5 protein-coding genes and 5 pseudogenes are annotated in these 10037 nt (G+C 41.6%); 6 read left to right on the top strand and 4 right to left on the bottom strand.

What is annotated here, in order from left to right; translation table 11 throughout:
- Positions 1-752, bottom strand: a pseudogene (locus Xets_RS19240) (reverse transcriptase domain-containing protein); the annotation flags it as partial.
- A gap of 267 nt (positions 753-1019) precedes the next feature.
- Here Xets_RS19240 and Xets_RS22660 point away from each other — a divergent pair.
- Entirely contained in the window at positions 1020-1334 is a 315-nt protein-coding gene (locus tag Xets_RS22660; protein WP_222941662.1) for a hypothetical protein, read from the top strand.
- Here Xets_RS22660 and Xets_RS19245 read toward each other — a convergent pair.
- From Xets_RS19245 to Xets_RS19255, 3 pseudogenes are all read right to left on the bottom strand, one after another.
- Positions 1282-1392: pseudogene (locus Xets_RS19245) on the bottom strand (transposase); the annotation flags it as partial. The gene Xets_RS22660 and the pseudogene Xets_RS19245 overlap by 53 nt on opposite strands.
- 238 nt (positions 1393-1630) lie before the next feature.
- Positions 1631-2664 (bottom strand): annotated as a pseudogene (locus Xets_RS19250) (IS110 family transposase).
- Between the two features lie 80 nt (positions 2665-2744).
- Positions 2745-3176, bottom strand: a pseudogene (locus tag Xets_RS19255) (transposase); the annotation flags it as partial.
- Positions 3177-3706: 530 nt separating this feature from the next.
- Between Xets_RS19255 and Xets_RS19260 the strand changes: the two are divergent.
- The 5 genes and pseudogenes from Xets_RS19260 (at position 3707) to Xets_RS19280 (ending at position 9953) form a co-directional block, all read left to right on the top strand.
- Positions 3707-4105: a POTRA domain-containing protein gene (locus tag Xets_RS19260; RefSeq protein WP_244208681.1), complete on the top strand. Its 399-nt coding sequence runs from the start codon at positions 3707-3709 to the stop codon at positions 4103-4105.
- A 42-nt stretch (positions 4106-4147) separates the two neighbouring features.
- Positions 4148-5185 (top strand): IS630 family transposase, encoded by a 1038-nt coding sequence (locus Xets_RS19265; RefSeq protein WP_187652366.1) that lies wholly within the window; start codon positions 4148-4150, stop codon positions 5183-5185.
- 10 nt (positions 5186-5195) lie between these two features.
- Positions 5196-6508, top strand: a pseudogene (locus tag Xets_RS19270) (ShlB/FhaC/HecB family hemolysin secretion/activation protein).
- Between the two features lie 48 nt (positions 6509-6556).
- Positions 6557-7888 (top strand): filamentous hemagglutinin N-terminal domain-containing protein, encoded by a 1332-nt coding sequence (locus Xets_RS26775; protein WP_187652367.1) that lies wholly within the window; start codon positions 6557-6559, stop codon positions 7886-7888.
- Entirely contained in the window at positions 7854-9953 is a 2100-nt protein-coding gene (locus tag Xets_RS19280) for a hemagglutinin repeat-containing protein (protein WP_187652368.1), read from the top strand. Before Xets_RS26775 ends, Xets_RS19280 begins: the two co-directional genes overlap by 35 nt.
- Positions 9954-10037: the final 84 nt, after the last annotated feature.

Genomic DNA, 10037 nt, shown 5'->3' on the forward strand with positions numbered 1-10037 from the left:
CACTTCAGCCGGGGATGATGCTTTTGCATCCACTTGTCGAACACATAATGCAGGAACAGATTTGCCAGCACCGGGCTGATAACTCCTCCCTGTGGGGTGCCTTTCTCCCGGAATAACACCTCACCATTGCATTTCATCGCTGCAGTTAGCCAGCGTTCGATGTACAGACAGATCCACGGGCTGTTTGTATGTTTCCTCACGGATTTCATGAGTAAATCATGAGGAAATGAGTAAATCATGAGGAATATTGTCAAACAAGCCCTTGATATCGAACTCCAATACCCAATCTTGCTGCCAGCATCGCTGCCTTGTTACTCTGATGGCATCAATTGCCGATTTATTCGGTCGGTAGCCATAAGAATCCGGCAGAAAATGAGGCTCAACAAGCGGTTCGAATGAAGCCTGACCACCATTTGCGCCACGCGATCCGCCACCGTGGGAATACCCAGCAGACGTTCACCTCCCGACTTCTTGGGAATAGCGATACCTTTCACTGGGGGTGGATAATAACTGCCCGATGATAAGCGGTTCCAGAGTTTGTACAGATTATCTTTCAGATTGGATTCAAAATCCGCGATGGTTTGACCATCCACGCCTGCCGCACCTTGATTGGTTTTAACCAATAACCAGGCACGATACACATCCCTTTTCTCAATGACAAATGGTTTTGCCTTAACCTCCGTATCTCCTCCTGCCTGACAGTTGGATACCGGGTAAGGCTGCCTGACGTGACCCCTTCGCTCCACATTCATTACTAATATTTCCTCACTACTACGAGTCACTCCGCCCCCGTATCACCCATCGGTACTCTCATACTTGTCAATTTAGTGACTTGCATTTCTCCCTTGACATCGTGATGACGGGTTCCCGCAGTTCCCAGAAAGAGCCCGATACAAAGTCACGCCCACTCTACGCCGGACACCACCTGCGCAGCATTCGGAATTCACTCACAGATTTATCCCGGAAGATAGAAACGCCCCCGGTTTTGATGTCAAGTCTCTTCTTTACGACGCGTCCACATGGGTTCGGTTTTACTCGTCTCTTTGTACCCTACCTGCCGAACTATTGTTCGCGCTTTGACCTCAACGCTCACGACCACCGCTCTTTACAGCAGCCGCTTGAGGGGGTTTGAAGCCGGCTTCCGACAGCGGACTTCGGTGGGTCTGCCACCATCTCCTCCTGAGCTTATGCTACATACTGGCTGCGTTCCCTATACTGCCAGTTTGTATGCCTGCGGCACACTTTCAATAATAAAACGCCTTGATAACATCATCTTATCCCATTCAGCTTGCAGACGGGCTCCCGATCATCCACATTACCGGCTGTCACTTTAAGCGCCAGAATTTCCCCCTGATGATTGACGACCAAATGTAACTTAAAACCGTAAAACCATATATGGACGCCCCCGGTTGTGCAAGCATTGAGTCGATACGGTTTGCTACCATATATCCGGCGTCATAAAGGACTTATTTGCCCGCGCCATGATGTCATCCGCACCCTGTTTCCTTCTCAGCCGTCATCGGTATGTGACTACCTAGGTTTTACTCAGGTTATTGCAGGGCCGATAGCCGTTTTTTCATCAGTGTTTGCAAACTCAGTTAAAGCGTCTGTTTCAATTCACTTAATTTAATTAATGGATAGCAAAAGCTTTTTTCATATCATAATCAACCTCATCTGTCAGAATACGCCAGATAATTCGGGTCAGCTTGTTAGCTAAAGCAACGATGGCTTTTATGGGGCCACATCGGGTAATCCGTGTTCTTAGCCACTCGCCTAAAGGGTCATCCCGTTTTTGTACGCCCTGCATCATCGCGCGGGCACCATGAATAATTAACGTTCGGAGATGACGGTTGCCATGTTTGCTTAGGGAAGAGAGACGGCTTTTCCCGCCTGAACTGTGTTGTCGGGGAACTAGGCCACACCAGGCTGACAGTTGCCGACCATTAGCAAATTGGGAGGCGCTGACGTCACTGACGAAAGCCGCCGCAATCAGGGGACCAACACCGGGAATAGTCAGCAAGTGCCCATACCCTGCTTGTTGACGGGAAAGTGCCATAATTTCGTTATCCATTTCATGAATGCTGACGTTCAAATTCCGCAGATCTTCCCACAGCCTATGCAATAAACGGCGCAGCACACAAGACAGGTCATTATCGCCTTCTTCCAGAATATCAGGCAGGTGCTGTTGGAGTGTCTGAATCCCTACAGGCACAATGATTCCCTGCTCAGCGAGGAAGGCCCTGATTTGATTAGCAAGGGCGGTACGCTGTTCCACCATGAGCTGCCGGGCATTGCGCAGTGCCTTGATATCTTGCTGTTCTACGGTTTTGATGGGAACAAAATGGATACCGGGTCGGCAGGCTGTTTCACAAATAGCCAGCGCATCATTGGCATCATTTTTTTGATGATGACTGAAAGCTTTTACATGCTGGGTGGGAATAAGCCGGACATGATAGCCCATAGACTGCAATGTCCGGCCCCAATAATGAGAAGTCGCACAGGCTTCCTGGCGATGAGGGTTTTAGGCGGAAAAACCCGTAGGGTATCAAGCAATTTTTGTCGTGGGATTTTTCGGTTCGAAGCAACAGTTCCGTCTTCCATCCAGACACAAACTTGAAAGATATTTTTAGCGAGGTCAATACCCACCACTTTGATCGTACTCATGAGATGTTTTCCCGAAATTCAGTGCATCGGATAAAAGATGGCTCTATTTTCCACTGAAAAAGGGGGCGTCCATCACATCAACCCAGTGAAGTTTTTCCGCGTTGGGCTATCCCCTGAAAGACCTGATGGCGGGGAATGCGGATGTTATGGCAAACTTTCAAACTGGTGGAATCAATAAAAGCAATGCCTGTGGGTTTTCCTTTTAATTTAGTCAGATAATTGCACAGAGGAACCAAAACGGAAGGCGCGACACTGACGAAACGGGTATAACTGAGCAAGGTGGGGAAATCAGGGTGATGATATTTCCAGAGAAATTCCAAGTAGAAGGCTTTAAAGTTACGGTAATGCGACAAGTGAAAGAGGATCAAAATGGTCATGATTTCACTGGGATACATATGGCCTTTCCTACGGCGCAGGCGGTATCCATTATCAAGACAAAATTGTGTCCACTGTGGGATAAAAAAGTGGCAAAAATCATCGACATTACAGAAAACTTCAACTAAGTTATCCATGGCCTGTTCCTCCCCGGAGCTGTTTCGGCGCGCACCAAAACACTGCTCCTGGAACAGGCCCCTCGTCAATTCTTTATCCAGAATTCGGGTTAATTAATGAATTAATATTGAATATAAAGCCATTTTCCAAACGTTAAATAAAAAACATCCAGTAAAAAATTATATCTTCATATCTTTTACATTTACTGTCTGATTATTATTTCCACACAACTTATTATTTTTAATGCACTAAAAAAGTATACCACCAATTCGCGATTACTTTTCAACCAACAAACTCATCAATTTAATATTAATAATTAAAAATAATTTGAAAATAAAAAAATGCAATTTTTATATTAAGACAGTTTACATAAAATTTATAATCACTATAAATAAGGTGCGAGATCAAATACTAAACAAACTCAGTCCAGTTTCCATACATACTTTAAAAACAACCAAATTTATAAAAAATACAAAACTATAAGAATATTGTTTTAAATTTACATTTCTATATAATGCAGCGTCATTTTCTATATATGTGTAATTTATTTATGCCTCTTTATTCTCCGGGCAGAATTTCTACTAATTCTGCTGGTTTATTGCTCCTTGCGCTGCTAGCAATTTCAGGGAAATCAAATGCATCATCATTTATCAGCCCTGTTGATCAAGATGCCATTACTCAGCAACAAAAAGACTTATTACAACAAGCACAACAGCAGCGCGATGACATCCGCAATAGCATTACGCTATCACCACTCACAGTGCCGACATCTGATGATGAAGGAGCATTCTGCCATCCGATTCACCAAATTCAGTTTGAAGGCGCAGAAAGTCTTTCCGCATCAATGCAACAGACATTATCCAAACCCTTTCTATCCCGTTGCCTGACCGCCGGTAAAATTAACGAATTGGTACGTAAGGTATCAAACACCTATACCAATCGTCATTGAAGATGCTTGATTTTTCCTTTGTATCAGATCATGATCGCGCCCATGAAAATTACCCTGACCGATGCCCAAAAAGAAACGCTCGAATTGATGCATGATACGACGCGTGATGGGCGAGTACGTGACCGCATTAAGGCCGTTCTATTGGCTTCGGAAGGTTGGACTGCGCAGATGATTGCTCAAGCCTTACGTATCCATGAAAGTACGGTCAGTCGCCATCTCAAGGATTATTTTTCAGAAGAAAAACTTGCCCCTGAAAACGGCGGCTCTGACAGCCATTTATCGGCCGAACAAACGGTGGAGTTGATTGAACATCTCACTCAGAATTTGATGCGCACAACGGCACAAATTACGGCTTATGTTTGGGCACGTTGGCAGATAACTTTTACCCTTGCAGGCATGACGAAATGGTTGCACCGTCAGGGATTCAGCTATAAAAAACCCCTGGGACCCCCCCATAAATTCGATGCGGATAAACAGCAGCAATTTATCCATGCTTACAACACCCTGAAAGCAGATTTCGGTCAGCGTGAGCCGATTCTTTTTATTGATGCGGTGCATCCCACGCAATCGACAAAATTAAGCTACGGTTGGATGAAAGCCGGAAAAGAGCATGTCAAAGTCGTTGAAACCACAGGCAGCCGTACTCGTCTTAACATCGTGGGTGCCCTGAATTTACAACGGATTGAAGACACCGTGATCCGTGAATATCCGGCTATCAATGCCCGCAATATTGTCCTGTTTTTCGGCGAAATTCGGAAAACTTACCCCCGAACACAAAAAATCCATATTATTCTGGATAGAGTGGGTTATCACCGCGCTGAACTGGTCAAAGATTTCGCGGAAGTGCTTAATATAGAACTCCATTATCTGCCACCTTATAGTCCTAATCTCAATCCGATAGAGCGATTATGGAAGTACATGAATGAGCAGGTACGCAATAATGTTTATTTTCCGGACGCCACCACATTCCGTAAAACACTCCTGCATTTCTTTCATGTCATACTGCCCCAAAAAGCAAAAGAACTCGCCACCCGTTTGACGGATAATTTCCAGACTTTAAAACCAGCATCTTCAAGTTAATTACGTATATATAGAAAAAGGTTATGTAACTTCTCAGGCAGGATTAAAAGAGCAGGATTTATCCACCGGCATCCTGACAATTACGGTTACGGAAGGAAAAGTCGGCTCCATCCTGCTTGATGGTGAAACGCCCCTTGCCCTGAAAATGGCTTTTCCATATATGGTCGGAAAACCCCTTAATTTGCGGGATATTGAACAGGGCATGGAACAGTTAAACCGTCTGCCTTCCCAACAGATAACGATTGATATCCAGCCGGCTAAACAACCCGGTTTTTCTGACGTTATTTTAAAACGAGCCGCTTCCCGATTGCCGGTCCATGCCAGTCTGGGAATGGATAACAGTGGGCAAAAAAATACCGGGAAAGAACAAATTAATGTCACTTTAGGGCTGGATAACCTACTGCACCTTGCTGATCTGTGGTCAATATCCGCCAACCGTAACAGTGATTTTCGCCATAATCACCAGAACTGGAACGTGGCATCAGGGATAACAATTCCTTATGGCTACTGGTCATTCGATTACCAGTATGCCAGAAACAGCTCATTTCAAATGATATCTGTAGGCACCGACCGTTATCGCCATGAAAGCAAGGGACAAACTCATCAGTTAAAAGCAAACCGGACATTATACCGTGATAGCAAGCAAAAACTGGGGCTGAATATAGGGCTAGTCCGCCGCCAGACCTCCAACATTGCGGCCGGAGTAAAGTTATCCGTCAGTAGCCGACATTAAACGCTGTCAGTCTGGGTGCTAACTACAGCACTGTACTGGCAGGGGGCTATCTTACGTTCAACCCGACGCTCAGTCATGGTTTAAGCATCTGGGGTGCGACTAAAGATAACTCCGGCGACCGCAATGCTCTCAGAAGTCAGTTCCGTAAATTCAGCCTGAGTAGCAGTTATTTTATTCCTGTTACGGAAGATATCTATTACCTGACCTCCCTGTATGGGCAGTTTACTCCGGATAATCTTTATGCCGGTGAACGCCTTTCATTAGGCGGGCAATATTCCGTCCGAGGATTTAAGGAGCAAAATCTCATCGGGAATAATGGTGGATATTGGCGTAATGAACTGAACTGGAAATTAGCCAGACTCCCTTTATTGGGTGAACTTTCTTTAAATGGTGCACTGGATACAGGCTGGCTGGAAAACAATAAAAAAAGGCAAATCGAAGGAGGTAATGTCACAGGAACATCACTGGGTATTTCGCTCAATCACAACAGGATGAATCAGAGGGTCACACTAGGAAAACCGCTGATTTATCCCAATCATCTCAAACCAGACCACTGGGTTATTTATTGGTCTGCTTCACTCAGTTTTTAATGAAACTATACCAGCAAATTAAGACTTAATTTAGTTAAAGGACAAAAAATGGATAAATATAATAATCCCATGGCAAGGGGAACCTGCTATCTTTTAATTTACCTGACCGGTGTATATCCTCTGAATTCTGCCTTTGCAGGAGGCATTACCCCTGACAATTCGCAGACACAGGTGCAAAACAATGGCAATGTTCCGGTAGTGAATATTGCTGCACCCAATAATGCCGGGATATCTCACAATACGTATAAAGAGTTTAATACCGATATTCAGGGCGCCGTATTAAATAACGCTACACAAGCGGTTAACTCTCAACTGGCCGGCCAAATCAACGCCAACACCAATCTGCAGGGAGAGGCAGCCCAACTCATCATCAACGAAGTGACCGGAAGCAGCCGTTCTGAATTACTGGGACAACTGGAGGTTGCAGGCCAGAAAGCCAATGTCATGATAGCCAACCCCAATGGCATTACCTGTGACGGATGCGGATTTATTAATACCTCCGGTGCAGTACTGACTACTGGTAAAACGCAATTTGACACCCAGGGTGCACTGGAAGCGCTGAATGTGACAAAAGGCCAAATCACGATTGGTGGTAAAGGGTTAAATGGTCAGTCAACAGATTATGTTGATATTATCAGCCGGGCCACCGAACTGAATGGAAAAATCCAGGCCAATAACCTTGCACTCACTCAGGGGGCCAACCAGATTTCCTTCAAAGACGGCACGACAAAAACCATTGCCGGAGAAGGTGCAGCACCACAATTGGCTGTCGATACCAAAGCGCTGGGTGGCATGTACGCCAATAAAATCCGCCTAATTGCTACGGAAAATGGTGTCGGGGTGAATCTGAAAGATATCACCAGTAATCAGGGCGATATTACGCTCAGTGCTAATGGCAAAATGGAGCTTGGCAGCATTAAAGCTAAGACAGACTTAAATGCAGATGCCAAAGAAATTAATATCGGACCGAATTCTCCGGTTCAGGCAGAACGAAATATTATTCTTGCAAGCAGCAAACTGAGTAATAAAAGTAATGTGACTGCTGGGCAAGATATGAGAATATATGCAAATGAATTGCATAATATTAGTGCTGATGCTCTTTTTCAAGCTGACAACAATATGTGGATTCAGAAGAATACAGAAGGAGATAAGAGTAAATACATTGAAAATAACTCAGCAGCTATAAAAACCAATAAGGGCGATTTGATTATTAGAACTGAAAAATTAGATAATATTCAAGAGTCCTCTTTGAACAATGATATGAAAGTTGAAGCAACTTCGACTAGTAAGAATAATCGATTAGGCATAACTGAATATCATGATATAGAATCTATCGAAGGATATAGTGGAGAAAAAAAGTGCAAATATAAAAAAATTTGAGTATTCTAAATGGTTCGATACGATAGATTTTTATCAGAACAATGCTGTCAATGTAAAGAGATATTTAACCCAACACAATGTTAATTTTACCAAAGCATCTATAAGTTCTGGGAATAATCTGTATATTAATGCAACTAATTTAGATAATATAAATTCTGACATAAAATCCAAGAAAGATTTAATTCTAACTGGAAGAGATTTAAACGTAATAAGTACTCAGAATGGTGAAAAAAACATATTCCACACTTTTGACTATGCATTTCCTTGTTTTAATTTTTGGGGAGGATGTGATACTGATCATTCATTTTTTAATTTAGGAGAAGCTCATTCCTGGAAAGATATTAATCCTCAAGTGAATTCTCTTTTATTCTCTGAAGGAAATTTAATTTCTGATTTTTCAAATAATATAAACATTGAAAAGAAAAGACCTTATTATACTGAAAAAACAGGTGAAATCACCATTGATAACGATAATTCAGAATCGTTAGTTAGTATGAAGAATATAGTATTATCTTCTAATTCAATAAATAACAAGAGTAATATACGATCAAGTGGAGATATTTCAATAATAGCAAATGATTTTATTAATATAAATCAGTCAAAAGTCTTAGCTAACAAGGACTTATCCATTAATGCTGTTAATGACATTGAAATAATCCAAAGCGATCTTAAAGGTAAGGATATCTCTTTATTAAGTAAAGAGGGAGATGCAAACATTCTCACTGATAATCGCATAGGTTATTTTTTACTGAATGGAATTCGTTGGTTAGGTGGAATTGAGGCTACAAATGATCTTACAATATCAGCTGGAAATAACGCTAAATTATCTAATTTGAGATTTAAGCCTCAAAGTGGCAATATAAGTATAATTGCTAATCAAGGGATCACCGTAAACTATGATGATTCTATCCTAAAAAATAATAAAAGAATGTCGGAACTATTTAATAGAGATAAGGAATTAAAAGCATTTGAAGAAGCATTGTCAATTGAGAAATTAAACACAAAAGGTTCTGTATATCTAAATTCTGTAAATCAATCTCTTAATTTACGTGGAATCGGTATTGAAGCTGGAAAAGATATTAATTTAATTTCCGCAAAAGATATAGATTTAGGCCCTAGAATTATTTCAAAAGACTTTGGGTATAGATATTGGATAGGTTCTCAAGGTGTGCGTTGGACAGAGGATAAAGATACTCTTTGGATGTATAATTCTCCTAATTTCTCTTTAGTAGATGATACGTATAAAGGAGGTCATAAAAATACTTCTGCAGAAATAACTTCAGCTATAGATCCATTTGAATTCTGGATTTCTACAGAATTGATTGATAAAATTTCAAGTAAAGTTAAGGCAGGAGGAGATCTTTTAGTTCAATCAGGAAGAGATCTCAGTGGACAAAGTGCCACATTATCTTCGAATGGTCATACATTATTATTTTCTGGCCGAAATATAACTTTTAACTCATTTCCATATTCGACAGCGCCTAATCCTATAGGCTATGATTGGGAACAGAGAGGGTATCAGTTAGATTCCAGCCTGATTGGCCCAAAAAAATTAACTTTAATCTCTAATAATACTTTAACCACTCAAGGAGGTTATCTTCAATCTAAGGGAGATATAAATATTACTAGCGATGGAAACATACGTTTTGAATCTAGTCGAAATGGCATTCATAAAATAACCAGAGACAGTAGCTTAACCAATATAACTCATAAAAGTACAGAGATAAATAGTGTTGGTAATTTAAATATTGTAACTAATGGTAGTCTTTTGTTTCAAGCTACTAAATTAAACTCTGGGGATAAATTAAACGTAGCTGCTAAAGGTGGATACTTATATGCTCAAGCTCAAGAAGAGGTTCTTCATGAAACAAATACAAGTTCAAAAACTAGTTGGGGTGGGTTTGGTAACACAAAAACTTCTACACAGAATCGTCATGATGTAACAAATAAAGTAACTGAGTTTAAATCTATTGGAGATATCAATTTACTAAGTAGGGGTGATAGTACTTATGAGGCTAGCAAATTCGAAGCTGGTAAGAATGCTACATTAACTAGGGTCTGTTGACGTTTTGTGTTCATCATTTATTCTCCCCACATTGGCAGCCAGACAATGATAAACGCCAGTGCCAACATACTGGCGTAATTTCGT

It is taken from the genome of Xenorhabdus sp. TS4 (genome assembly GCF_014467265.1).
In the GTDB taxonomy this organism is placed as follows: Bacteria; Pseudomonadota; Gammaproteobacteria; order Enterobacterales; family Enterobacteriaceae; genus Xenorhabdus; species Xenorhabdus ehlersii.

What these genes read in the sequence shown, in the direction of transcription:
- Xets_RS22660 (WP_222941662.1), top strand. Translation starts at nt 1,020, where the DNA reads ATGGGTTCGGTTTTACTCGTCTCTTTGTACCCTACCTGCCGAACTATT.
- Xets_RS19260 (WP_244208681.1), top strand. Translation starts at nt 3,707, where the DNA reads ATGCCTCTTTATTCTCCGGGCAGAATTTCTACTAATTCTGCTGGTTTA.
- Xets_RS19265 (WP_187652366.1), top strand. Translation starts at nt 4,148, where the DNA reads ATGAAAATTACCCTGACCGATGCCCAAAAAGAAACGCTCGAATTGATG.
- Xets_RS26775 (WP_187652367.1), top strand. Translation starts at nt 6,557, where the DNA reads ATGGATAAATATAATAATCCCATGGCAAGGGGAACCTGCTATCTTTTA.